The organism is Alteromonas sp. 1_MG-2023 (assembly GCF_030547075.1).
Lineage (GTDB): Bacteria > Pseudomonadota > Gammaproteobacteria > Enterobacterales > Alteromonadaceae > Alteromonas.
In genome coordinates, this window is sequence record NZ_JAUOQH010000024.1 from 15,963 (window position 1) to 39,725 (window position 23,763).

The 23,763-nt window shown below is 43.2% G+C and carries 19 protein-coding genes; 4 read left to right on the plus strand and 15 right to left on the minus strand.

The features are described from left to right. Positions 1–33: 33 nt before the first annotated feature. The 10 genes from pyrF to gyrA form a co-directional block, all read right to left on the minus strand. Entirely contained in the window at positions 34–729 is a 696-nt protein-coding gene (gene pyrF, locus Q4561_RS18485) for an orotidine-5'-phosphate decarboxylase (RefSeq protein ID WP_303462727.1), read from the minus strand. A 7-nt stretch (positions 730–736) separates the two neighbouring features. Continuing rightward, entirely contained in the window at positions 737–1,906 is a 1,170-nt protein-coding gene (gene lapB / locus Q4561_RS18490) for a lipopolysaccharide assembly protein LapB (protein ID WP_303462728.1), read from the minus strand. Between the two features lies 1 nt (position 1,907). Then, complete coding sequence (locus Q4561_RS18495) at positions 1,908–2,165, minus strand: LapA family protein (RefSeq protein ID WP_303462729.1); 258 nt, start codon at positions 2,163–2,165, stop codon at positions 1,908–1,910. 95 nt (positions 2,166–2,260) lie between these two features. Then, positions 2,261–4,600, minus strand: a complete 2,340-nt coding sequence (locus tag Q4561_RS18500; RefSeq protein WP_303462730.1) for a PilZ domain-containing protein — start codon at positions 4,598–4,600, stop codon at positions 2,261–2,263. A gap of 156 nt (positions 4,601–4,756) precedes the next feature. Continuing rightward, complete coding sequence (gene ihfB, locus Q4561_RS18505) at positions 4,757–5,044, minus strand: integration host factor subunit beta (RefSeq protein ID WP_013784167.1); 288 nt, start codon at positions 5,042–5,044, stop codon at positions 4,757–4,759. A gap of 76 nt (positions 5,045–5,120) precedes the next feature. Further along, a complete protein-coding gene (gene rpsA, locus Q4561_RS18510) occupies positions 5,121–6,791 on the minus strand; it encodes a 30S ribosomal protein S1 (RefSeq protein WP_303462732.1) in 1,671 nt (556 codons plus the stop codon). 121 nt (positions 6,792–6,912) lie between these two features. Continuing rightward, entirely contained in the window at positions 6,913–7,584 is a 672-nt protein-coding gene (cmk, locus tag Q4561_RS18515; protein WP_303462733.1) for a (d)CMP kinase, read from the minus strand. A gap of 157 nt (positions 7,585–7,741) precedes the next feature. Further along, complete coding sequence (gene aroA, locus Q4561_RS18520; RefSeq protein WP_303462734.1) at positions 7,742–9,022, minus strand: 3-phosphoshikimate 1-carboxyvinyltransferase; 1,281 nt, start codon at positions 9,020–9,022, stop codon at positions 7,742–7,744. A 2-nt stretch (positions 9,023–9,024) separates the two neighbouring features. Then, positions 9,025–10,110, minus strand: coding sequence for a 3-phosphoserine/phosphohydroxythreonine transaminase (gene serC, locus Q4561_RS18525; RefSeq protein ID WP_303462735.1), 1,086 nt, complete (start codon positions 10,108–10,110; stop codon positions 9,025–9,027). A 96-nt stretch (positions 10,111–10,206) separates the two neighbouring features. Then, a complete protein-coding gene (gyrA, locus tag Q4561_RS18530) occupies positions 10,207–12,903 on the minus strand; it encodes a DNA topoisomerase (ATP-hydrolyzing) subunit A (RefSeq protein ID WP_303462736.1) in 2,697 nt (898 codons plus the stop codon). Positions 12,904–13,325: 422 nt separating this feature from the next. On the opposite strand from gyrA, the gene ubiG reads away from it, so the two are divergent. The 4 genes from ubiG (at position 13,326) to yfaE (ending at position 18,491) form a co-directional block, all read left to right on the plus strand. After that, entirely contained in the window at positions 13,326–14,030 is a 705-nt protein-coding gene (ubiG, locus tag Q4561_RS18535) for a bifunctional 2-polyprenyl-6-hydroxyphenol methylase/3-demethylubiquinol 3-O-methyltransferase UbiG (RefSeq protein WP_303462737.1), read from the plus strand. A 552-nt stretch (positions 14,031–14,582) separates the two neighbouring features. Continuing rightward, entirely contained in the window at positions 14,583–16,904 is a 2,322-nt protein-coding gene (gene nrdA, locus Q4561_RS18540; protein ID WP_303462738.1) for a class 1a ribonucleoside-diphosphate reductase subunit alpha, read from the plus strand. Positions 16,905–16,989: 85 nt separating this feature from the next. Beyond that, positions 16,990–18,120 (plus strand): class Ia ribonucleoside-diphosphate reductase subunit beta, encoded by a 1,131-nt coding sequence (nrdB, locus tag Q4561_RS18545; RefSeq protein WP_303462739.1) that lies wholly within the window; start codon positions 16,990–16,992, stop codon positions 18,118–18,120. 98 nt (positions 18,121–18,218) lie between these two features. Then, positions 18,219–18,491 carry a class I ribonucleotide reductase maintenance protein YfaE gene (gene yfaE, locus Q4561_RS18550; protein ID WP_057791965.1) on the plus strand — a complete coding sequence of 91 codons (273 nt, stop codon included), beginning with the start codon at positions 18,219–18,221 and terminating at the stop codon, positions 18,489–18,491. A gap of 76 nt (positions 18,492–18,567) precedes the next feature. Here the strand turns inward: yfaE and Q4561_RS18555 are convergent, their stop codons facing one another. The 5 genes from Q4561_RS18555 to Q4561_RS18575 all read right to left on the minus strand — a co-directional run bounded on the left by Q4561_RS18555 (position 18,568) and on the right by Q4561_RS18575 (position 23,701). Then, a complete protein-coding gene (locus tag Q4561_RS18555; RefSeq protein ID WP_303462740.1) occupies positions 18,568–20,055 on the minus strand; it encodes a cell wall metabolism sensor histidine kinase WalK in 1,488 nt (495 codons plus the stop codon). 4 nt (positions 20,056–20,059) lie between these two features. Next, positions 20,060–20,773 (minus strand): response regulator transcription factor, encoded by a 714-nt coding sequence (locus tag Q4561_RS18560; protein WP_303462741.1) that lies wholly within the window; start codon positions 20,771–20,773, stop codon positions 20,060–20,062. Between the two features lie 129 nt (positions 20,774–20,902). Further along, on the minus strand, positions 20,903–21,625 hold the full coding sequence (locus tag Q4561_RS18565; protein ID WP_303462742.1) for a spondin domain-containing protein: 723 nt from the start codon (positions 21,623–21,625) through the stop codon (positions 20,903–20,905). 10 nt (positions 21,626–21,635) lie between these two features. Continuing rightward, positions 21,636–22,340, minus strand: a complete 705-nt coding sequence (locus tag Q4561_RS18570; protein ID WP_303462743.1) for a spondin domain-containing protein — start codon at positions 22,338–22,340, stop codon at positions 21,636–21,638. Positions 22,341–22,708: 368 nt separating this feature from the next. After that, positions 22,709–23,701 (minus strand): alpha/beta hydrolase, encoded by a 993-nt coding sequence (locus Q4561_RS18575; protein WP_303462744.1) that lies wholly within the window; start codon positions 23,699–23,701, stop codon positions 22,709–22,711. Positions 23,702–23,763: the final 62 nt, after the last annotated feature.

Consider the following 23,763-nt stretch of genomic DNA (forward strand, 5'->3'; position numbering starts at 1 on the left):
ACCCGCAATATCAGCTACAAGATGAAGAGCGTGTTAGCTAATAGACGCGTTTACCTGCTTTAACACTTCCATAGGTTCGCTAGCTTGGGTGATAGGTCGTCCCATCACTAAGTAGCTTACGCCACTGTCTATTGCTTCTGGCGGTGTCATTACACGCTTTTGATCGCCGGCATCACTGCCCTTAGGGCGAATGCCCGGAGTAATCAACAAAAAGTCTTCGCCAATTTCATTGCGTAGCATTGCCGCTTCTTTAGCAGAACACACCACGCCATCTAAACCCGCTTGGGCAGTTAACGACGCTAAACGCAATACTTGTTGCTCTGGCGTCACGTTATTAATCACGCCGCTTAGCTGCGATTGGTCCATGCTGGTTAGTACGGTTACCGCAATTAATTTGGTTTCAGGTCGGCTACTTTGTGCAATGCCTTCTTTGGCAGCCTGCATCATGGGAAGTCCACCGCTGGCATGTACGTTTACCATCCACACGCCTAGTTCAGCAGCAGCTTTGCATGCTTTACCTACCGTGTTTGGAATATCGTGAAATTTCAAATCGAGAAAAACGTCAAAGCCTTTTGCCACTAGAGATTTTACAAACTCAGGGCCAAACAGGGTGAACATTTCTTTCCCCACTTTTACTTTACACAGGCTGGGATCTAATTGGTCTACAAACGAAAGCGCTTGTTCTTGGTTGTCATAGTCGAGTGCAACAATAACGCGAGGTTCTTGCATGGTGAGGTTATTCTCCGTCTAGCCCTTTTATCGGTTTTACTACGCCCCATTTTTTACATGAAGGGCACAGCCAGTAGAGTTTGCGCCCAGAAAATCCACAGCTATGGCAGCGGTATTTAGGACGTTGCAACATTTGCTTTTCTACTAGCTCTTTTAATATTCGTAAACTCTCTGCGGAGGTTTTATCGTCTAATTGGTCGATATATAACCCCATCAAGGTTTTAAAGCCACGCATGGTTGGGCGTTTACGTAGTTGTTCTAATAGGTAATCTGCCGCTTGAATGGTGTCGCCTTTTTTAAGCAATACATCAACCATGGCCAAATACGAGGTTGCGCATTCTTGCCAATGGGCTTCTAGGCTTTCGGCAAAGTTATCCCAATCGCCGGTTTCTTCCGCAATCTTTTCTAGGCTGGGTACGGCTTCACTAAACCAATTGATATCTCGTTCGGCCACTTGCACAAAATAAGCTCGTGCGTCGCTGTAGCGTTCTTGTTGCAGCGCTAGTTGCCCAAGCATCAACCAAGGTCTTACCGCATGCTCATCGGCGTTTACGGCCTTTTGCAGTAACGAAAGTGCAGATCCTTGATCGTCATCTTTCAATTTAGCTACCGCATGCTCACAATAAAAATGGGCTAAACGTTCGCACACATCGTCGTTGTCACCATGGCATTCAACCATGCGCTCGGCAAGTTCAATGGCTCTGTCCCACTCTTTTGTGGTTTGGTAAATACTAAATAGTTGTGTTTGCGCTACTAAATAATGCTTATCGCTATTCAATAACTGAAGGAATGCGTTCTCGGCACGTTCTAAAAAGCCTGCATGGGTATAATCGTGCCCAAGCTCTTTTAATGCACTTTCACGTTGCGTGGGCTGTAATTCTTCTCTGCTCACTAAGTTTTGATGAACTTTTATGGCTCTGTCTATTTCGCCGCGATGACGAAAGAAGCTACCCATCGCAATATGAGTTTCAACCGTGTCGCTGTTCACATTAATCATTTTAATTAACGTGTCGACCGCTTTATCGGGTTGATCGGAAAGGAGGAAATTTAAGCCTTTATAGTAATGCTTAGAAAGAATACTAGACTGTTTACGTTGTGCTTGGCGAACACTGTTACGGCCCATTATCCATCCGTAACCTGCTGCAACAGGCAAAAGTAAAAACAGCAGTTCGAGCATATTAGTGTTCTTTATTCAGGCTATTAATTTTTGAATTCGCCGACAAAAGCTGTACACGTAAACGCAACCAGCTTGCTGACATAATCAGTATTCCCACTAAAACACCTAATGACAGCGCAATAGCAATTAGGGTTGAAACCCGCATGTTAGCCTGAGCGATAAGATAGTTAACGGTAATATAGGCTTCGTTTTGGGTACCAATGACAAAAGCGAATGTCAGTAAAACCAAAATGATGAGAATTGTGAGGAGCCCCTTCAAGACCAAATCCTTCTTATACGTAATTAATTAAGAATAGCAAAATGCGACAAGAGATAACACCAAAACCCAAGGTTTTAGTTGAGCTTACGTTAGCGTTACGCAGCACCTTCCCCTTCAGTTACAGGACGCTCTTGTTTTGCAATTAATTTGGCCATAACCAAGTCGTGATGCAATGCAGACATATTAGTCACAAAAATGCAGTGTGTATAGCCAGCTTGCATAGTTTCTAACTTATCGTACATTGCCTTATCAAGTTTAGACAGCTGTGCTAAACGTTTCTTAGTAAGCGGGGTTGTCGCGCCGTAGCAGCGAATTGCTGTTACATTGGTGGCACTAATTTGTACTTTTTCGTCTTCTAATTGCCCTTGAATTTGGCCGCGTAATTTTGAATAAAGAAAGTCTTTTTCTTTTATGTACACTAAGCGATTGTCGCTTTTACGTACACAGTGCACCACAAGACTGTTCTCAACATCCCCTTTGAACATGGTTTCAAGCATATCTGATTTTGGTTTAGCCACAGCTTTATCGGCAAAAAATCCGTGTAAGGGAATAATGTTCGCAGTGCGAGAAAAGGGATATAAATCGTCAGATGAATCGCTCTGATAAACGGTTTTGAGTCTATCGAGGATATGCCTATTCATCACACACAGTACGGCGAGTGATGGCATATGTCTTACTGCCAATTCCCAAATAAATCGATGGGTAGAACGTTGTATGCGAGCTATGTCTCTAATTTTGAAATACGCGGTATTCTCTTCAACCATGGCATCAACGCTGCTTCCTGCTTTAGATTTTTTCACATCATCTAAACACAGGCGCACCACGCCAGATTTAGCATCATAGTGAACGACTTTATATTTTTCGTTTTTAATTTTAAGGTCTGGGACAGATACCCTCACCTCACTTTGCAGTTCAGTGCCTGGGGCCACCATTAACTTCATGCCACTTGCAGATAAGTCGGCAACACGTACGTCAATTGAAGACAGCAAACCGACTTTGATCATGGCGGGTTTATCTATGATGTAACGAGTTTCAGAGCGCCTATCAAGATCATCTTCCATCACAAAATCTATTGACCAATTTTCAGCTGATGAACGAAGTGTTTTCGATAACGGCTTGAAATCACACTTTTCACTAAGAGTTAGATTAGTCAGATACATTGAGATGTCGCGGCAATACAGCACATGATTTATCGCTGCAAGATGCTCAAAATCTTTGCTTGGAATGTCGTGAATAGCAAAAGCCTTAACTTTATCATCACGGCTTACTTCTTCTAAACGACACTGTGTACATGTGAAATTACCGCTTTTTACCAACAAATATACAATGGCGTTCAGTTGACCTAACTTGACTAACTGGCGATGAGTGGCGGTAATGGTTATCTCACCGCTTTTAGTTTTAATGATGCCGTGGAATATAAACGCTTCATTGTACTTTTTTAATTCTTGCGTAAGGCTTTCAAAATGGGTTTTATCTTGCAGGCTCGCAAGTAGCCTCTCAGAATCATTATTCTCAACGTTAGCTTTAGTAAATAATGCAATAACAGGCTTAAGCGACTTTTGATGAGGTGAAAGAAAAACAGGTAGCCATGGGCTATTTTCTAGAATGCGGTCTCGCTCAAGATCTTGCATGGCCCTTTCAATTTCTAAATCTCGTTGCAGGGGCTGTTTGTAAGAAATAGCTTTAATATAACGCTTTAAGTTGTTCAGCAGCGTAAGGTCAGTGTCTGAGGAAATCGTAAAAAACGACTCATACTTACCTAGGTGCTTGTTGTACTTAATGGAATCTAACTCGTAGGTCACTTCGGTTTGTTCTGTAGTGAGCCCCATTACCTCTGGAATAACGAAGGTGACTATGTCACCCGTAGACACATTTGGCGGCCGTTTAGTTTCTACTGCAATACCTGTAAAGGAAAGCGAACTCACCGTACAATGCCTACCCTTTTCAAAATCCACAGACGACACAGTGAAGTTTGGTCTTACCGCAATATCATCACCAAAATCGATATCGGTAAACGACTGACTTTCAACATTGAAGGCTTCAACAATTTTCTTGAACTGATCACGCTTAATCTGGGTTTTATAAAAATCGGTGTTCATTACCGATTCAAACACACCTACCGTATAGCGCTCTTGATACAACGCCGTTTCACTTTGAAGAATTTTAGCGCCCACTCTGTCTAAGCGCATTGGAATACCAAAGTGCTTAAACTTCATGACAGGGAATTGCGCGAAAGCAGAATTATCCGCAGATGCATCAGTCAAAGAAGTAAGTCGACCTACTTCCTCTTTAATGATCTTTCGGACATTGCTTGGGAGCCGTTTTGAAAATTTATTAATACCTTCCAACAAGCGGTTTTGTTGCTCGTATGGAATTAAGGCACGAATAAGCGGCTGATATTGTTTTATTATTTGTTGTTCTTCGCCGGCCGACATTGGTACACCACGCACCGTATAGGGTTAACTACCACATCTCCCTATGCCAATGAAAATACATCGCCACATAAGAAGAAATTAAACTTAAGGATTAAATATACCAAATTTTTTTTCAATAGATATAAAAAAACCGCAACAGGTGCGGTTTTTTTGAAATTAAGCTATGGAGGCGTCTACCCTTTCTCGAAGCTCTTTGCCAGGCTTAAAGTGAGGGACATATTTGCCATCTAACTCTACTGTTTCGCCAGTTTTCGGATTACGACCAACGCGAGGTGCGCGGTAATGTAATGAAAAGCTGCCGAAGCCTCGAATTTCAATCCTATCGCCTTTTTGAAGGGTCTGGGCCATCTGTTCGAGGAGTTCTTTAATCGCTAATTCTAGATCTTTCGCAGGAATTTGACGCGCTTGATCCGCGAGCCGTTCAATTAATTCAGACTTGGTCATACAAACCTCGTTTCAATATTATCGTTAAACAGCTACAGCGAACAAGGGAGCATTAAACACTCCCACATATAGCTTATTATTCGCCTTTAGCAGCTTTAAATGCTTCTGCCATTGCGCTAGCAAAACCAGCATCTTCTTGCTGATTAACCTTGTCGATTGCATCTTTCTCGTCAGCCTGATCTTTTGCTTTCACAGATAGGTTAACGGTGCGGTTTTTACGGTCTACGCCCATAAATTTCGCTTCGATGCTGTCGCCAACGTTAGCAGCTTCAGTTGCGTCTTCAATACGGTCAACAGATAAATCTGCAACACGAATGTAGCCATCAACTTCTTCAGAAAGGTTAACTGTAACGCCTTTAGCGTCAACTTCAGTAACCGTACCTACAACGATAGCACCTTTCTTGTTATCTGTCAGATACTTGTTGAAAGGGTCTTCTTCGATTTGCTTAACGCCAAGAGAGATACGCTCACGCTCAGGGTCAACTTGAAGAACAACAGCTGAGATTTCGTCGCCTTTCTTATAGTCACGAACAGCGTCTTCACCAGACTTGTTCCAGCTAATGTCAGAAAGGTGAACTAGACCGTCGATGCCGCCGTCAAGGCCGATGAAGATACCGAAGTCAGTGATTGACTTGATCTTACCAGACACTTTGTCACCTTTTTCGTGTGACTTAGCGAAAGTTTCCCAAGGGTTGTCGATGCACTGTTTAAGGCCTAGAGAAATACGACGACGTTCTTCGTCGATTTCAAGAACCATAACGTCAACTGTGTCACCTAGGTTAACAACCTTAGATGGGTGGATGTTCTTGTTAGTCCAATCCATTTCAGAAACGTGTACAAGACCTTCAACGCCGTCTTCGATTTCAACGAAGCAGCCATAATCGGTAAGATTCGTAACCTGACCAGAGATCTTAGTACCTTCTGGGTAGCGTGAAGCAATTTCTTGCCATGGATCGTTGCCCATTTGCTTCATGCCAAGAGAAACACGTTGCTTCTCTTTATCGAACTTAAGTACTTTAACGTTGATTTCGTCACCAACATTTACGATTTCACTTGGGTGCTTAACGCGCTTCCAAGCCATATCGGTAATATGTAGTAGACCGTCTACGCCACCAAGGTCAACGAATGCTCCGTAATCAGTAAGGTTCTTAACGATACCTTTGATTTCGTGGCCTTCTTCAAGGTTAGCAAGAAGCGATTCACGCTCAGCGCTACTTTCTGCTTCAATAACTGCGCGACGAGAAACAACAACGTTGTTACGCTTAGCATCAAGTTTGATAACTTTAAATTCTAACTCTTTGCCTTCAAGGTGAGTTGTGTCACGTACTGGACGTACATCAACTAGTGAACCAGGAAGGAAAGCGCGCACTGTGTTAACTTCAACAGTGAAACCGCCTTTAACTTTACCGTTGATAACACCTTTAATGGTAACTTTATCATCGTAAGCTTTTTCCAGCTCAACCCACGCTTCGTGACGCTTAGCTTTTTCGCGAGAAAGAATAGTTTCACCGAAACCATCTTCTACCGCATCAAGTGCTACATCGACTTCATCACCAATAGCGATTTCAAGCTCGCCTTCAGCGTTTTTAAATTGGTCAACTGGGATAGCACTTTCTGATTTCAAGCCTGCATCAACAAGAACGATGTCTTTATCGATAGAAACTACAGTACCTTTTACAATTGAACCTGGACGTGTTTCTAGTTCTTGTAAGCTTTCTTCAAAAAGTTGTGCAAAATTTTCAGTCATAAGGTTTAAATTAACTTTAAGTTGATATCCACGCTTCAAATCCGGATAACGTGGGGTTATTAGTAAAAGCCGCCACTCCCTGTGGTAGCACTGCTTTGAATACCTTAAAAACTCACCTTACTTAAAGGCGCGAATTGATGATATCCATCGCTTTTTCAAAGACTTGGTCAATATCCAAATCAGTTGAGTCTATAATTACCGCATCTTGAGCCGGTACCAATGGAGCCACTGAACGTTGTGTATCTCGCTCGTCTCTCGCCTTGATATCGGTTAAAAGGCGCGCAATATTAACATCCATACCTTTAGCTTTCAACTGGCTATAGCGACGTTCGGCACGGGCTTCAGCGCTAGCAGTAAGAAATAACTTCACTTGCGCGTCTGGGAAAACCACCGTACCCATGTCACGACCGTCGGCAACAAGGCCGGGTTCTTGTTGAAAAGCGCGCTGGCGTCGAAGCAATGCTTCACGAACGCGAGGTAACGCAGCAACCTTTGACGCTACACTGCCTACATCTTCTGTACGAATGTCGTCAGTAACGTCTTCGCCTTCCAAAATAACGCGTGTGGTGTCTTTGTCAGTTTCAAAACTAACATCAAGACCGGTTGCCAACGGAACAACACATTCTTCATCGTCGCACGGTAAGTCGTGGTGCAGTGCAGCGACAGCTAAAACACGATAAATCGCGCCGCTATCTAAAAAGTGCCACCCAAGCTTCTTTGCGAGTAAGCTACTTAACGTTCCCTTACCTGCACCGCTAGGACCGTCAACCGTGACTACGGGTGTAGAATGCATACCTGCTCCAGAATTTATAAAATACGTAAAAATCGCGCGCAATTATACGCGTTAAGCAGAGATAAGCAATGCCATCAAACGTTGATGGCATTGTACATAAGGCTAGCTTTCGTTTTAAAAAGAGTACACTTCAAACTAAATAGCGTCTTTTAACCAACTAAGAATATAACGTAGCAAACCGCGTGAAGTAGTCAGGGAAGGTTTTGCGGGTACAACCTGGGTCGTTAATGGTTACCGGCGTATCACTGAGCGCCACTAACGAAAAGCACATTGCAATGCGATGATCATTATAGGTATCTATATCGGCATGCTTCAACGTATCCGTTGGCCATACCTTTATATAGTCGTGACCTTCTTCAACTTCTGCACCCAACTTTCTAAGCTCAGTGGCCATGGCGTTTAAACGGTCAGTTTCCTTTACTCGCCAGTTGTAGATGTTAGTAATACTGGTTGGGCCTTCAGCGAACAGTGCGGTTGTCGCAATGGTCATGGCTGCATCAGGAATATGGTTCATATCCATGTCTACACCTTTAAGCGGAGCACCTGTCACTTCCACATATTCATCATGCCAAGTGATTTTAGCGCCCATCGCTTCAAGCACATCGGCAAAACGAATGTCACCTTGTATGCTATTTTGACCAATTCCGGTTACGCGTACCGTGCCGCCTTTAATCGCGCCGGCTGCAAGGAAGTAAGAAGCCGATGAAGCATCACCTTCCACCATGAATTTACCTGGTGAACGATACGATTGCCCCGCACTTATGGTAAAAGTTTGATAGTTATCGTTGTTCACTTCAACGCCAAACTTCGCCATGGTATCTAAGGTAATATCAATGTAGGGTTTTGACACTAATTCGCCTTTAATGCGAATGGTCACGTCACCGGTAAACAAAGGAGCAGACATTAATAGTGCAGTCAAAAACTGACTAGATACACTACCATCTACTTCCATTTGACCGCCAGTTAACGTCTTACCCTTAATTTGTAGGGGTGGAAAACCGTCGTTTTTAAGGTATTCAATTTCTGCATTGCCTTCCCGCAAAGCATCAACCAAATCGCCTATAGGGCGCTCTTCCATACGCGGCTCACCGGTAAGGACTACTTGTACATTACTGGCTGCTAATGCCGCACATAGTGGGCGCATTGCCGTGCCCGCGTTACCTAAGAAAAGCTCTAGTGGCTCAGCGACTGAAAACGCGCCGCCGTTACCTACTACTTTACAGCGGGTTTTATCTTCGCTTAGTGAATACGTTACGCCAAGCTTGGTTAACGCATTTAGCATGTGCTCAATATCTTCACTATCAAGCAAGTTTGTTAGTTCGGTTTCGCCTTCAGCTAATGCAGCAAGCAGTAATGCTCGGTTCGACAGGCTTTTAGACCCAGGAACGTTTACTATCCCCGATACTTTGCTAATAGGTTCTAATGTTAACTGTTCCATGACTACCCGTTTGCTCGTTCAAATTCACGCATAAATTCTACTAACGCCATTACCCCTTCAACGGGCATAGCGTTATAAATGCTGGCACGCATTCCGCCTACAGAGCGGTGGCCTTTTAATGCCATTAAGCCAGCGTCTTGTGCTTGGCTTAAAAATAGCGCGTCTAATTCAGGGTTAACTAACTGAAACGGTACGTTCATTTTAGAGCGGTTGTCTGGGTGTACTTGGCTAGCATAAAAATCTGAGCTGTCGATAGCAGAATACAACAGTGACGCTTTTTCGCTGTTGCGTTTTGCCATGGCATCAACGCCGCCCATTTCTTTAAGCCATTCAAACACTAACCCCGCCAAATACCACGAGAACGTAGGTGGCGTGTTATACATAGAGTCAGCTTTCGCTGCTAATGCGTAGTCGAAAATTGACGGTGTTTCTTTGCGAGCTTTACCCACCAAGTCTTCACGAACAATCACTACCGATAAACCGCTGGGGCCAATATTTTTCTGCGCACCGGCATAAATAAGGCCGTGTTTAGCAACATCAATAGGCTGAGACAATATGGTAGACGACATATCTGAAACCAGCGGCACATCGCCAGATTCTGGTAACCAATCGTACGCGATACCGTCAACGGTTTCGTTTGGACAAAAATGATAATACGCTGCTGATTGGTCTACATTGGCAAGCGATGGTTGAGGCATGTGATGCAAACCATCTTTTTTAGAAAGCTCACCAACGACCACAGCGTTGTTGTATTTCGCGGCTTCGCTTACTGCACCATCAGACCAAGATCCACTCACTAAGTGAAGGCTGGTGTCTGACGCAGACGATAAATTAAGGGGAACAGCTGCAAATTGACCACGTCCACCGCCATGGGTGAAAAGAACATGGTAATTTTTAGGAACCGAGAGTAAGTCGCGCAAATCTTGTTCAGCTTTGGCTGCTATCTCGATGAAATCTTTTCCACGGTGGCTGACTTCCATTACCGAGCAACCTGAGTCGCGCCAGTTAGTAAATTCAGCTTGTGCTTTTTGCATTACGGCTTCAGGCAACTTTGCCGGGCCAGCGCTAAAATTGAAAACCTCTTTCATTGCGTTTTTCAACACCTATAAAATAACAAGCGGCCTAAGCCGCTTGTAATAAAGAACACCGATAACTGCCCGCTTATAAATTAAGCGGGCAATACCCTACTCTTCTGTCGTTGAGCTGTCGCCGTCTTGTGCAGCGTTTTCTTCTTGCTCAATAGGTTCTTCTATAGCGATTGGATTGCCATCTTCATCTAGCTCTAGCAATTCTTCAACTACTTCTTCTATACGTTGTAAGCCAACAACATGCTCGTTCTCAACAGTACGGATTAAGCGAACACCTTGGGTATTCCTTCCTACTACTGAAACTTCGCCAACGCGGGTACGTACTAGGGTACCTTGGTCAGAAATAAGCATAATTTCATTGGATTCATCAACTTGAACCGCGCCAACCACTTTACCATTACGCTCAGAAACCTTAATAGATACTACACCTTGTGTAGCACGGCTCTTAGCTGGGTAATCTTCAAGTGGCGTACGTTTACCAAAACCGTTCTCTGTGGCAGTCAGGATAGGACCATCACCACGAGGTACAATGAGGGAAACAACGCGTTGGTCGTCTTGTAATCTGATACCACGAACACCAGTAGCAGTTCGGCCCATTGGACGTAGTGCTAATAGTTCTTCGCCAGTTTCAGGATCTAACTTAACGTTACCTGTTTCGCTATCACGAAGTTTTTCGTTAAAGCGAACCACTTTACCTGCGTCTGAGAACAACATAATGTCGTCATCACCATGGGTAATGTCAACACCAATAAGTTCATCACCTTCGTTCAAGTTAACGGCAATAATACCGCTTGAACGTGGACGTGAATAAAGGCTTAAATCTGTTTTCTTCACGGTTCCGTTAGCCGTAGCCATTAATACAAACTTACCTTCTTCAAATTCTTTGATAGGTAAAATTGCAGTAATACGCTCGTTATCTTCTAAAGGAAGAATGTTTACAATTGGACGACCACGGGCATTTCGGCTCGCAAACGGCAATTGATAAACTTTCAACCAGTACAAACGGCCACGGGTTGAGAAACAAAGAATGTGGTCATGAGTATTGGCCACCAATAGTTTCTCAATGAAGTCTTCATTTTTCATCTTAGTTGCCGATTTACCACGGCCACCGCGACGCTGCGCTTCATAATCGTTTAGTTTTTGATACTTCACATAGCCTTCACGAGACAAGGTAACGACAACATCTTCTTGTTCAATCAGGTCTTCAATATCAATATCGTGACTAGCAGCAGTAATTTCAGTACGGCGCTCGTCACCAAATTCGTCACGAATTTTCTCAAGCTCTTCTTCAATCACTTCCATTAATCGTTCTGGGCTATTAAGGATGTGAAGCAGTTCAGCGATAACTTCTAGAAGTTGTTTATATTCTTCAAGAATTTTTTCGTGCTCAAGACCAGTAAGTCTGTGCAGACGAAGGTCTAGAATAGCTTGTGCTTGTTGTTCAGTAAGGAAGTACTGTCCATCACGAATACCAAACTCAGGCATTAGCCAATCTGGGCGTGCAGCATCATCACCGGCACGTTCAAGCATTTGCGATACATCGCCTAAATCCCAACCTTGTGCAACTAATGCTTTTTTCGCATCAGCAGGGCCAGGTGAGGCTTTAATTAGCTCAATGATTGGGTCGATGTTGGCTAGCGCAATGGCTAAACCTTCAAGGATGTGTGCACGGTCACGGGCTTTACGTAGTTCAAATACGGTTCTACGTGTTACTACTTCACGGCGATGTAGAATAAAGGCTTCTAAGGTCTCTTTTAAGTTAAAGACTTTAGGTTGGCCGTTATCTAACGCAACCATGTTAATACCGAATACAGTTTGTAGCTGAGTATTGGCATATAAATGGTTAAGTAGTACTTCCGCTGATTCGTTACGTTTTACTTCAACAACAATACGCATACCGTCTTTATCAGACTCGTCACGTAGTGCAGAAATACCTTCGATACGTTTTTCTTTAACTAGCTCAGCAATTTTTTCAATTAAGCGAGCTTTGTTAACCTGATACGGAATTTCATTAATGATAATGGTTTCTTTACCGTTATCTTCCGTTTCAATTTCCGCTTTGGCGCGCATGTATATTTTGCCGCGACCAGTACGGTAAGCGTCATCAATACCTTTACGGCCACTGATCATAGCGGCAGTTGGGAAATCAGGACCAGGGATATGAAGCATTAAGTCATCAATCGTAATTGATGGGTCTTTAATAAGGGCAATACAGCCGTTAATAACCTCAGTTAAGTTATGTGGCGGAATGTTAGTTGCCATACCTACCGCGATACCAGAAGAACCGTTTACCAGTAAGTTAGGAACCTTAGTAGGTAACACTTCTGGAATGTGTTCAGTACCATCGTAGTTAGGTACGAAGTCGACGGTTTCTTTATCGAGGTCGGCAAGAAGTTCGTGGGCAATTTTTGCCATACGTATTTCGGTATAACGCATCGCAGCGGCTGAATCGCCATCTACCGAACCAAAGTTACCTTGGCCGTCTACCAACATGTAGCGAAGCGAGAATGGCTGGGCCATACGTACAATAGTATCGTATACCGCAGAATCACCATGTGGGTGATACTTACCAATTACATCACCTACCACACGGGCAGATTTCTTGTATGGTTTATTGAAGTCGTTTTTCAGTTCGTTCATTGCGAACAGCACACGGCGGTGTACAGGCTTCAAACCATCTCTTACGTCAGGCAATGCTCGCCCGACAATAACGCTCATCGCGTAATCGAGATAGGAGTTCTTTAACTCTTCCTCAATATTAACGGGGAGGATTTCGTTAGCGTTATCAGACATAAACTGCTTAATCCCTTTATTTCGGTTTGTTCTGCATTATCTATCTAGCTCAATCTACACAATATAGAGAAGCAAATTATAGATTTGCATTGTTATTATGGGCTCATAATCTTGCTTCGAGTGTAACACTTGATGACACATTTATGTAGCGCTTAATTACGCATCCTTTCCTACTTAGCACCAAGCGATTATTTTTCGTTCAAGCAGGCGGTCGAAACCCCATTGCAATGCCAAAAACGATGCCTTAATGATGGTTTTGCGTTATGTTATTAGCCATATGAAGGCAGTAATTCATTAATCGCAGATATCACCTATCTGTCGAGTAACATTAGTAATGCGCGTTCTTTTGCGAAATTGGTGTGCAAAACCGGTTTTATAAATAAAAGCAAAATAATAAGCAGGCGCAGAAAGGAAAAATATAAATGACAAACGTTGATGAGCAGGAAATTGATAAGTTTTCAGAGTTGGCCTCACGGTGGTGGGATCCTGAAGGTGAGTTCAAACCCCTACATTTAATTAACCCACTTCGTTTAGATTTTATTAACCAACACACTAACGGATTGTTTAACAAAAAAGTGGTGGATATTGGTTGTGGCGGCGGCATATTGGCAGAGTCTATGGCGAAAGCCGGTGCAGAAGTGGTTGGCCTAGACATGGCAAGCGCATCTTTAGAGATTGCTAAGCTGCATGGCTTGGAGTCTGGGGTTAAAGTAGATTACCACTGTGTTACTGCTGAATCATTCGCAGACAGCCATGCGGGTAAATTCGATGTAGTTACCTGTATGGAGATGCTTGAGCATGTACCAGACCCAGCTTCAGTAGTGCGAGCTTGCGCTAAATTAGCTAAGCCTGGTGGGCATGTTTTCTTCTCTACATTAAATAGAAATATAAAGTCTTATTTAATGGGGATCGTGGGTGCGGAGTACTTGCTTAAACTTGTGCCCAAAGGCACTCACGATCATTCTCGATTCATTAAACCTTCTGAACTCTTGAAAATGACAGATGATGCAGGTTTGTTACCTCGAGACATGACCGGCTTGCATATGGACCCCGTTTCCCAAGGTTTTTATCTGTCAGACCGTAACGTGGATGTTAACTACCTACTATATACGGTGTCACAAGATTAATTAGCACTACATATTGGGGCTTGTTGATAATTTCAACACCACATATCGTGTTTAGGTGTTAAGTACGATATTAAGTTAAATTATTTTAAGCCTCGATCATTTTTTCGAATAGTACTTGCAATCGGTATATTTAAGGCTTGTACGATGCTAAAAAGTTAGTCACTACTAACCTAAAATCCGTGCCAGTTTAAGTGCTCGTTTAAGCACCAGATATTGGGTTGCAATCAGAGGCAAACCTCACTATCTTGTGTTTAATCCAACGCGGGATCCCAAAGCAAATTTTTGGAAATATTGAGATCGATATCGATCCTTTTACTGCGTTTTTTCGGATTATCAGATAAAACATACTATTAATGAAAAGAATTCAGCGGCTTCTCTCAAACTTATGCGCTAATAAGTTTAGGGTTGGTCGTGGTTAGTTGTGTAAATCGCGCAAAGGGTCTTACGCTGATGTATTGCTTCGCAGCGAAACAACTAACCTAAAAAGAATACACATTATAACAGGGTTATATACCCACGCTTCGCGCGCTAACAGACAACGGCCAGAGAAACATGAATAATAGTTTATCCGTCACCAAGCGAAATGGTGAGCAAGAATCCATCGACCTAGAAAAAATTCATAAGGTGGTGACATGGGCTGCAAAAGGACTTGAAAACGTCTCAGTTTCACAAGTTGAAATTAAAGCTCAAATTCAGTTTTTTGATGGTATTAATACCAGCGAAATTCACGAAACCCTTATTAAATCAGCGGCAGACTTAATTTCTACCGACGCACCTGATTATCAATACTTGGCAGCTCGCCTTGCTATTTTCCACCTTCGCAAAAAAGCTTACGGCCAGTTTGAGCCCCCTGCACTGTTTAACCATGTCACTAACATGGTTGAAATGGGTAAATACGATAAGCATTTAATTGAAGATTATACTGCTGAAGAATTTGCCGAGATGGATGATTACATCGATCATTGGCGCGACATGAACTTCAGCTACGCCGCCGTTAAGCAGCTTGAAGGTAAATACCTAGTTCAAAACCGTGTAACCGGTGAAATTTACGAAAGTGCTCAGTTTCTTTATATCTTGGTAGCAGCGTGTCTGTTCGCTAACTACCCGAAAGATACCCGTATGAGCTACATCCGTCGTTTCTACGATGCAGCTTCTACATTTAAGCTATCTTTACCTACGCCAATTATGTCTGGCGTACGTACCCCTACTCGTCAATTTAGCTCGTGTGTATTAATTGAAACTGGCGATAGCCTTGATTCAATCAACGCCACGGCTAGCGCTATCGTTAAATACGTAAGCCAGCGAGCAGGTATCGGTGTGAATGCTGGCCGTATTCGCGCACTAGGTAGTCCTATTCGCGGTGGTGAAGCTTTCCACACGGGTTGTATCCCATTCTATAAATACTTCCAAACAGCGGTTAAAAGCTGTTCTCAAGGTGGTGTTCGTGGTGGCGCAGCTACCTTGTTCTACCCGCTATGGCATATGGAAGTTGAATCGTTATTAGTACTTAAGAACAACCGTGGTGTAGAAGAAAACCGCGTTCGTCACTTAGACTACGGCGTACAGTTCAACAAACTCATGTATCAACGCATGATGAAAGATGACTATATTTCACTATTTAGTCCATCTGACGTACCTGGCCTTTACGATGCTTTCTTTGCTGATCAAGAAAAGTTCGAGCGTTTGTATGTTCAATACGAAAACGACGACAACATTCGCAAGAAGCGCATTAAAGCCATGGAGCTTTTCAGCTTGTTCATGCAAGAGCGTGCAAGCACGGGTCGTATTTACCTTCAGAACGTTGACCACTGTAATACCCACAGCCCTTTCAACCCTGAAGTGGCACCTGTACGTCAAAGTAACCTTTGTCTTGAAATTGCGCTTCCTACTAAGCCGTTGCAGCACGTTAACGACGAAGAAGGTGAAATTGCCCTTTGTACGCTTTCTGCCTTTAACTTAGGTGCCATTAAGTCGCTAGACGAATTTGAAGAGTTATCAGACCTAGCAGTACGTGCCCTTGATAACCTACTCGATTACCAAGACTACCCTGTTCCAGCGGCATACAATGCCACTATGGGTCGCAGAACCTTGGGTGTGGGTGTTATCAACTTCGCTTACTACTTAGCGAAAAATGGTGTGAAATATTCAGATCATAGCGCTAACGGCCTAGTTCACCGCACGTTTGAAGCGATGCAGTATTACCTACTGAAAGCATCGAACAATCTTGCGAAAGAAAAAGGTGCATGTCCTAAGTTTAATGAGACCACCTATTCGCAAGGCATCATGCCTATCGATAGTTACAAGAAAGATCTTGATGGCGTATGTAACGAGCCACTTCATTACGATTGGGATGCCCTTCGTGAAGAAATTAAAACTCACGGTTTACGTAACTCTACCTTGTCTGCGTTAATGCCTTCTGAGACATCTTCTCAGATTTCAAACGCAACCAACGGTATTGAGCCGCCACGTGGTTTTATTAGCATTAAATCAAGTAAAGACGGTGTGCTTAAGCAAGTAGTACCAGAGTACGAGCGTTTAAGAGATCAGTACGAATTGTTGTGGGATATTCCTTCGAACGATGGTTACTTACAGCTTGTAGGTATTATGCAGAAGTTTATCGACCAAACTATTTCTGCTAATACCAACTACGATCCTAGTCGTTACGACGGTAGCAAGGTTCCTATGAAGCTGTTGCTTAAGGATCTATTAACAACATACAAACTGGGTGTGAAAACCCTGTATTATCACAACACTCGTGATGGTGCGACTGACGCTTCAGCATTAGAAGTTAAAGCCAATGAGCCGTTACCGCGTCAAGAAGAAGTGATAATAGAAGAAGATGATGATTGTGCAGGCGGTGCGTGCAAAATATAGCGCGCACCCGCTTTTGCGAAATCGGTATCGCAGCAAGAACATAAATAAAAAACGCGTTTATCTTTAAGTTTTTAGTTAGGCAATCATGAAATATACTACGTTTAATCAGCAAAGTACCAACCCATTGGTTGAACCTATGTTCTTCGGTAACCCGGTGAATGTAGCCCGTTACGACCAACAAAAGCATGCCATTTTCGAAAAGCTTATTGAAAAGCAAATTAGCTTTTTCTGGCGCCCTGAGGAAGTAGATGTATCTCGCGATCGTGTTGATTTTCAAAAATTAACCGAACCTGAAAAGCACATCTTTATTTCAAACTTGAAATACCAAACTCTATTAGACTCGGTACAAGGCCGCAGCCCTAATATTGCCTTTCTACCTATCATCTCATTGCCTGAGCTTGAGACCTGGGTTGAAACATGGTCTTTCTTTGAAACCATTCACTCACGCTCTTACACGCATATTTTGCGTAACTTGTTTTCAGATCCTAGCGACATTTTTGAAGACATTGTGGTTAACGACGAAATTAAGCGCCGTGCTGCGGATATTTCGAAGTACTATGACGACCTTATCTTTGCTACTCAGCTATGGCAAACACAAGGTGAAGGCATTCACACTGTTGATGGCGTGCCACACACCATTAATATGTATGAGTTGAAGAAAAAGCTATTCTTGTGCATGAACTCTGTGAATGCTTTAGAAGCGATTCGTTTCTATGTGTCATTTGCTTGTACGTTTGCCTTTGCGGAACGCAAGTTGATGGAAGGTAATTCAAAAATTATCCGCCTGATTGCCCGTGATGAGAATTTACATTTGTCTTCTACCCAACATATTTTAAATTTGTGGGCACGAAGCAAAGACGATCCTGAAATGGCGCAAATTGCAGAAGACTGCAAAGAAGAAGCACGCGCTATTTTCATGAACGCGGTTGAGCAAGAAAAAGAATGGGCTGATTACCTGTTCAAAACCGGTTCTATGATTGGCCTTAACAAAGAAATCCTTTGTTCTTATGTTGAGTACATTGCGAATCAACGTATGACGGCTATTGGCCTAGACGCGCCATTTGAAATTAGCAGTAACCCTCTGCCGTGGATGAATAACTACCTTAACTCTGACAACGTTCAGGTAGCACCACAAGAGTCTGAAATTAGTTCTTACTTGGTAGGGCAAATCGATTCTTCTGTAAGCGAAGACGATTTTGCTGATTTCGAGCTCTAGCGCGAAGCTAATTTTTAGCGCTATCGCGAAGCTAATTTCGAGCGCTAACGCTAACAGAGCACGCAGAGAAAAAACGCCGGAATCAACACCGAAAAATAATGAGCAATAACGATAAAACACTCCGCATCGACGTTGTTGATGTGGGGTGTATTTCTTCTCCCCCTGATACTACGCTTCTTACTGCCCTTGAAGCCGCTAATATTAATATTCACTACCATTGCCGTGAAGGCTTTTGTGGTGCGTGTAGAACTAAGCTCATTGAAGGCGAAGTAGAATACACTACCGATCCCCTCGCCTTTATTGACGATGACGAAATTCTTCCATGCTGCTGCGTAGCCTTATGCCCGCTTAAAATCAAAGTCCCGCTATAATCACAGCACCGTTATAATTGACCTGCCGCGATAATCGCAGCACAGCGATAATTAACCTGCTGTTATAAACCCAACGTTAATGGCTTTGCGCTAAGTTAAGTTCAAAGCTAAAACACGTGCCCTTTCCTAATTGACTCTCTACCCGTAAATCTGAATTCAGCAGCGCCATTAGCTTTTTACATATTGCCAAGCCTAAGCCAGCATGACTGCATGTATCTTTCTCTGTGTTACTAGCTTGATACCTAGCATCGAAAATATAGGCTATTTCTTTATCGCTAATTCCAACACCGGTATCACGAATATCAACCCTTAGCTTATCGTTGTGTAGCACCACAGCAAGGTCTATGCTGCCATCTGCAGGGGTATGGCGAATAGCATTGGCAATAAGGTTCGTTAGCACACGCTCAAGTTTGCCAATATCAGCAAATACGTAATATTCGAAGTGGTCGGGAATAACTCGTATGGCGATATTTTTCTGCTTCGCGTCAAGCTCGAACTTGGCGGCCACGTCATGCAGTAATTCGCCTAACGGGAAAGACTCCTGATTAAGCGTAACTTGCCCACCTTCTAAATACGCTAGCTCAAATATTTGATCGATAAGGTGCTTTAAGTTCTTTGAATTTTTTAACGATATATCGACAAAATGCTTTCTATCTTGTTTAGACAAACTGTCTTCATTTAGCGCTAAGGTTTCAATGTAACCTTGCAGGCTAGCCAAGGGAGTACGGAGGTCGTGGGATAAGTCGGCCAACAACACTCTTCTTTGGGTATCAATTTTATTAAGTTGGTCGAACTGATTATCTATATGGGTAAGCATATCGGTGAATGCGCAGCCCAAACGGTCGACCTCGTTCGCACTGTTTCTATTCCATTTAGCTAAATTCGGCGGCAACTTTTCACGATGAAAATCGGCTTCACGAACACTGTCCATATCGTCGCTTAAACGTCTTAATGGCGTGGTGAAATACTTAAATAAAACCAATAAAGCGACTAATAACAACACTAAGCCAACAAACATAAACAACGCCACTTCACGCATGCTCTGACTGTTTTGCAAATTCGCGATAATTGAATCATAACGCTCACCACCAATAATTACGTATAGGTAGCCTTGTAGTTGTTCATTGTTATAAACCGGTGCTGCTGAAAATATTTTCTGAAGGCCAATATTTCTTGGGTCATCCCCTTCAATGGGAAAACCGCGATCGGTATTAATCAGTTGTTTAATAGGTGCAATATCCACCGCATCGGCTTTTACTTTACCAGGTTCGGCTGAGTAGGTAAGAATAGTGCCTTCTGGGTCAAGGTAATAAAACTCAAAGCTTGGGCCTAATATCATTAGCGTATGGAAAAGATTTCCAAGGGCTTCATAGTCGTAGACCCCTTCTTTAAGCAGCGGGTTATCGCTAACAAGGTGTTCAGCCAACCCGATATGCAGTTTTTGCTCTGCTTCTTGCTGAGTACGCTTTTGCAATAAGTTGGTGGAGTAAAAACAGGCAATCATCACCACCATAAATACGCCAACTAAGCACACGGCTAGGCGAGGATAAAAGCCAAATTTCATGGGGTTAAACTCCTTGAGGATTAAATTTATACCCTACACCCCAAACGGTTTGTACTATTTGCGGGGCGGTAGCATCATTTTCTAATTTTGAACGCAGCCGGTTAATGTGTGAGTTCACCGTGTGCTCGTAACCACTATGGTGATATCCCCACACTGACTCTAATAATTGACTGCGACTAAATACTTGCCCTGGATGACTGGCCAAGTGGTGAAGCAATTCAAATTCTGTGGCGGTTAGTACCAACTCTTCTTCAGATAAAAACACCTGATGATTTCGCTGGTCGATAGTTAACCGGCCTAATTTTAAAGGTGTATCTGCTTGTTGATTTACGACGGGGGTTTGCTGAACTACGTGATACTTTCGAAGCTGTGAACGAACCCGAGCTTGAAGCTCTCGCACACTGAATGGCTTTGTCATGTAATCATCAGCGCCAAGCTCTAACCCAAGTACTCTGTCAGTTTCAGACGTCTTAGAAGTAAGCATAATGATACTTTGCATTGGTAAAGCGTCTCGCAGCTTTCTACAAATATCTAGCCCGCTCATACTAGGTAACATTACATCTAACAGCACAACGGCATACTCGCCTGTTAAAGCGCATTCAAGGGCTAGTTTGCCATCGGCTTGATGTTCAATCTCAACGCCTAACTCTAGCAAGTTGACTCGCATAAGATTGGCTATGTCTAAGTCATCTTCAACAATTAATATTTTGTCGGTCATTTTGGGAAAGCCACGGTTCAAAAACTAATAGAACGATGGAAAAGCGTTAATCTTTCACAAGATTAACGCTTTTTATTTACTTGCCCGTTAAATTAGCCTTTCGTCTAATACTTGGGGCATCATTGCTCGTTACTCTGTGCGCGTAATTTGAATACGAATAACAGGGTTATCGAACTTGTGTTCAACCGTTAGTGCAGAGCTTGAAAGGCCATCGTCAGCACTAACCACACCTGGGTGCATAGAGATAAAGCCTGTGTCGTCACGGCTTGGGCTAAAGCCCTCTCCGTTCGCTGCAGGCCCTGGTACTGTTGCTGCACTTTCAGTGTTTGCTTCTGTACCTGCGTCATAAGCTGGACGCGTAGTGGTATAGGTAGCGCCCACTTCAAGGTTTGCTAGGCTGTAACTGTTAATACCGGTAAAGGCATCGTTGGTATTGCCCAACATTGCGGCAATCGTTAGGTTAGCGTCGGTAATATCGTTAATCGATACACTAATGGTTTGTGAATCGCCTGGGGTAATTGGGCCAGTACCGCCAGCGCTTGCGTCACCTAGCATTAAAAATTCGGCTGAATCGCCTACTTCGGCAATACGCTCTAGTTCTACCGATGCAACCGCGCCCACTTCCCACAACGTACCTTCGCTATGCAGCACTACCGCAGGCGGCGATACTGGCTGGCCATTGGTTAAATTAGTTACGGTTACGTCGTACGATACCGGTACGGGATCTGGAATTTCAGCGGGTACTTCAACTTCTACAATTACTTCACGGGTATCGTCATCGCCACACGCCGCAAGCAAAAAGGGTAACGTGAGTACCAATGCTTTTTTATAATGTTTGGCTAAATATTGCATAACAGCCTCCTTATCGTACGGTTACTGTTACTTTAGCTACTGGGTTCAACCAACGGTGAACGGTATTATTTAGGTCGCTGGCACCGTCAGTTAACGAGTCATCGCCAATAGTACCGCGATGAATATGCACAGCGGCATTCGTATCAGCTCCAGCTACACCACTTCCCCCGGTACCAACCATATCTTCCAACGGTGGTGGAACTGGCATACCTGGAGTACCCGGTTCGCCGCCGCCTCGTATTTCATCGTTGGCTTCAGTGCCTGCATCGTAAGCGTTTACGTACACTGTGTAGGTACCGGCATCTGCGGGAATTTCCCAGTTATCTAATCCAATAAAGGCATCATTTGACGGCACAATCATAGCAACTACTGATAAAACAGTATTATCGCCAGTGGTCATTAAGTCAGCAGAAGTTGTCATTCCAGGCGCTAATAGCCCGCCTGCAGGGTTAACAATCATATCTGCACCAATCGAAGTGCCTATGGTAGTAATACCATCAAGGTTGCCACCTTCTGCTAGCATTTGAATTTCTGTGCTTGCTGCTTCACCTACTTCAAATAAGCTCGCATCAGTGGTATGTGCTACCGCAGCAATTGGGGTAATGTATATGCCGTGAGATAAGTTCTGAATTTCTACGGTTATGTCAGCAGCGAAGCTTTGTTGGCTAGCAAACGCAAGCAATGCCGCTGCAGAAATTTTATTAAGTCGCTTCATGATTGTTCCTTAGTAATGAATGAGTGTTAACGCCCTATCAATACTGAAAGACAAATATCACGAAAGTATCCAGAAAGTCGGACAAAACTATGCTGATGACATAACAGGTTTGTAAACGTGGCTTAAATAGAAGCGCAAAGGCAAAAATAGAAGTAAAAAATAAACGTGAGAACTAGAGGTGTTTAGTAGATGTAACGAATTAAGGTGACGATTTAAAGGTAAAGATTTAAACGAGAGAACTAGAGATTCGAGGCCAGTTATATAAAAACTGAAACCCCACTTCTGTTCAGGCAAGGAGGCCAAGCCCTTCATAAAACTAAAAGGCTTGGCAGAAGTAGAGTTTTTAAGATTAGCGAATAAGTTTCATATTACTTTTTTATGTACTCAATAACATGATGTTGGTCGGGAGGATTCACTCGTCCTCCATCTATTGCGGCTAACATATGCAGTAACGCTGGGCTGGTAAATCCGCCATTGCTTAAAAAGTAAGAATGTCCTTTTGGGCTATCAAACCTATTATTGAAATCATCACAATCAACTTCATAAACGTTTTTCGGCACCTTGGTAATATCCTCTACTCCAGTCATACCTAGCCGTCTAGACAAAAGCCGATTTTTTATATTAGCAACTTTACTGGCCGGCATTGCTAAATCGTCGTTCGCGTAATAAACAATTAAATTTCTGGTGGTTGTAGGTATTAGTGCCCCACTTCTACCTGGCTCGAAGCAATGATTAACCACATCTGCGGCAATCATAAATACATTACGAAATAACATTGGCACCATGCCGTGATGATCGTACTTTCCCCAGTAACTGATCGCGGTTCTAAGTACCCTATTTCCCATTGAATGGGCCAACAAATTTATTCGCCGCATACAAGGGTCGGCAGACATGGCTTCTTCCTTTCGCCATGAATCGAATTTAGACAACATTCTGGCAAACGCATTGCCACTATAATCTGCCGCTTTCTGGTCGTCCCAATAATCATCTAAAAACCGAGATTTACCATCGTCATCGCAAGGCCATAGCAAAGGCACCACTAAGGCGAAATCTTTACCTTTTTCTTTATCAATAAGGTGCTGCAGCGCTTCAGCACACCCAAACACATCAGGCTCGGGGTTATTATTGAACCCGTGAATATAAAGCAATATTTGAGTGTATTTACCAAGCTCTTTTAAAGAGGTGAAAAACCTACGTCCCCCTACTTCTACATAGTCACCGGGACCATTTCGTCTGCAAAAATACATTTCAGAGGCTGGCCGAGTATTTTGATTATCAAAATGGATTTTACGGTTTACTTTGGTGACCGGAGAAATAGTGGTGGATTTTCTAGTGGGTGTTCTATTGGTAGCGAATAACATGCGACAGTTCCTTTGCTGTTATAAAAATAAGGAACTACGTGAATACAGTGAATCAACAACCA

Excerpts from the sequence above, each read along its gene's own strand:
- pyrF (WP_303462727.1), bottom strand. The coding sequence starts at position 729 with ATGCAAGAACCTCGCGTTATTGTTGCACTCGACTATGACAACCAAGAA.
- serC (WP_303462735.1), bottom strand. The coding sequence starts at position 10,110 with ATGAAAGAGGTTTTCAATTTTAGCGCTGGCCCGGCAAAGTTGCCTGAA.
- yfaE (WP_057791965.1), top strand. The coding sequence starts at position 18,219 with ATGAGCAATAACGATAAAACACTCCGCATCGACGTTGTTGATGTGGGG.
- Q4561_RS18565 (WP_303462742.1), bottom strand. The coding sequence starts at position 21,625 with ATGCAATATTTAGCCAAACATTATAAAAAAGCATTGGTACTCACGTTA.
- nrdA (WP_303462738.1), top strand. The coding sequence starts at position 14,583 with ATGAATAATAGTTTATCCGTCACCAAGCGAAATGGTGAGCAAGAATCC.
- gyrA (WP_303462736.1), bottom strand. The coding sequence starts at position 12,903 with ATGTCTGATAACGCTAACGAAATCCTCCCCGTTAATATTGAGGAAGAG.
- Q4561_RS18570 (WP_303462743.1), bottom strand. The coding sequence starts at position 22,340 with ATGAAGCGACTTAATAAAATTTCTGCAGCGGCATTGCTTGCGTTTGCT.
- Q4561_RS18555 (WP_303462740.1), bottom strand. The coding sequence starts at position 20,055 with ATGAAATTTGGCTTTTATCCTCGCCTAGCCGTGTGCTTAGTTGGCGTA.
- ubiG (WP_303462737.1), top strand. The coding sequence starts at position 13,326 with ATGACAAACGTTGATGAGCAGGAAATTGATAAGTTTTCAGAGTTGGCC.
- rpsA (WP_303462732.1), bottom strand. The coding sequence starts at position 6,791 with ATGACTGAAAATTTTGCACAACTTTTTGAAGAAAGCTTACAAGAACTA.
- ihfB (WP_013784167.1), bottom strand. The coding sequence starts at position 5,044 with ATGACCAAGTCTGAATTAATTGAACGGCTCGCGGATCAAGCGCGTCAA.
- Q4561_RS18560 (WP_303462741.1), bottom strand. The coding sequence starts at position 20,773 with ATGACCGACAAAATATTAATTGTTGAAGATGACTTAGACATAGCCAAT.
- nrdB (WP_303462739.1), top strand. The coding sequence starts at position 16,990 with ATGAAATATACTACGTTTAATCAGCAAAGTACCAACCCATTGGTTGAA.
- Q4561_RS18500 (WP_303462730.1), bottom strand. The coding sequence starts at position 4,600 with ATGTCGGCCGGCGAAGAACAACAAATAATAAAACAATATCAGCCGCTT.
- lapB (WP_303462728.1), bottom strand. The coding sequence starts at position 1,906 with ATGCTCGAACTGCTGTTTTTACTTTTGCCTGTTGCAGCAGGTTACGGA.
- Q4561_RS18575 (WP_303462744.1), bottom strand. The coding sequence starts at position 23,701 with ATGTTATTCGCTACCAATAGAACACCCACTAGAAAATCCACCACTATT.
- aroA (WP_303462734.1), bottom strand. The coding sequence starts at position 9,022 with ATGGAACAGTTAACATTAGAACCTATTAGCAAAGTATCGGGGATAGTA.
- cmk (WP_303462733.1), bottom strand. The coding sequence starts at position 7,584 with ATGCATTCTACACCCGTAGTCACGGTTGACGGTCCTAGCGGTGCAGGT.